Here is a 1,471-nt window from a genome sequence, read left to right on the forward strand (position 1 = left end):
AAACGTTAACAGTTCGCATAGCTATTTTGTTAAGAATCTTTTTGAGCGAATCATCTTTAAAGAGCAATTACTAGGTAGCGTTAACCGCCACTATCAAAAGCAATCTGGATGGATGCGTACGGGCATATACGTGGGTTGTGTTGGTGTTCTTGTTGGTGCTTCCGCCCTTTGGTTCCTGAGTTATCAATGGAATTCAAAGTTAATTGTCGATACCAATAGCCAAGCAAATCATATTGAAGCGATGATAGGTGCAGAGAGCCTTGATTTTGAATCGGACGTTATCAGTGCTGTAGACACGTTAGACAAGATCATGATGTTGCCACTAGGGAAAAATAGTGAATATGGTCATTCTGATGCAGTGAAAAAGTTTGGTCTGTATCAAGGTGACAAAGTTTCTCAAGCAGCAAATAACGCGTATTCAGATGCTCTTTCTCAACACTTTGCTACTCTGCTGTCAGAGAGTTTGGTCTCGGAAATGGAAGCGAATAAGCAGCATCGTGAATACTTATATGAGACGTTAAAGACGTATTTAATGTTGTTTAATCCGGAAAAGTATCAACAAGAAGAGGTAATTGCTTGGTTCAACTTCTACTTTGAACGTCAGTATCCAGGAGAGTTAAACAAAGAGCTACGTGAGCGTTTGCTAGTGCATACTAAAAACTTACTAGAGAACGACGAGAAAGGCTTCTCAATGGATGCGACTGCTATTAGTGCAGCACGAGAAGTTCTAACGCAAATGTCACTTCCAGAGCGTGCATATCAGCGTATGAAGATGCAGTTTGCTAAAAGCCACGTTCCGTCTTTCCGTTTAACAGACGTGTTAGGACCTAAAGGTTTAGAACAATTTGAGCGAGCAAGTGGAAAACCTCTATCGCAAGGTATTTCCGGTTTTTATACCTACAACGGTTTTCACAGCATTTTCCAAATTCAGATTAATCGCACCGTCAAAGGATTGATGGAAGAAAACTGGGTGTATGGGGATGATCTTAAAGCTCATGAAATTGATCATGATAGTGCTATTCAGGGGCTTCAAGCCCGCTATTATCAAGATTATGTCAATGAGTGGAAAACTCTGATAGAGGATATTCAGCTTAAACAAGCTCCAAGTTTGGCTTTAGCAACAGAGCAATCAAGAGTTCTATCCGGTGTAGAAAGACCAATTGAATCACTTCTGCGTGCAATACAAAAGGAAGTGGGGTTATCGAAAGTAACGTTATCGGAAAATCAAAAGGCAGCAACGGAAGTCGCAGGAAAGGTTGCAAAAGTGAAGTTTTCTAATACGGCAGACAAACTCGATATGTATTTGCCTGAAGAGAATGGATTTAATGTTGCTCTTCCAGGTAAAGAAGTTGAATCCCATTTCACCTAAATCTTACAACTAAGTGAACAAGACTTTGATGATATTCAGCAAGCGATGGTGAATTTCCGTTCGTATTTATCTGATTTGTCTAGCTCTGGGAACAATCAAAAA

The 1,471-nt window shown here is 40.1% G+C and carries 1 pseudogene; it reads left to right on the top strand.

The window, feature by feature from the left end:
* Positions 1–1,471 (top strand): annotated as a pseudogene (tssM, locus tag R7D93_RS25270) (type VI secretion system membrane subunit TssM); the annotation flags it as partial.

The organism is Vibrio sp. YT-15, from assembly GCF_033337445.1.
Taxonomy (GTDB): Bacteria; Pseudomonadota; Gammaproteobacteria; order Enterobacterales; family Vibrionaceae; genus Vibrio; species Vibrio alginolyticus.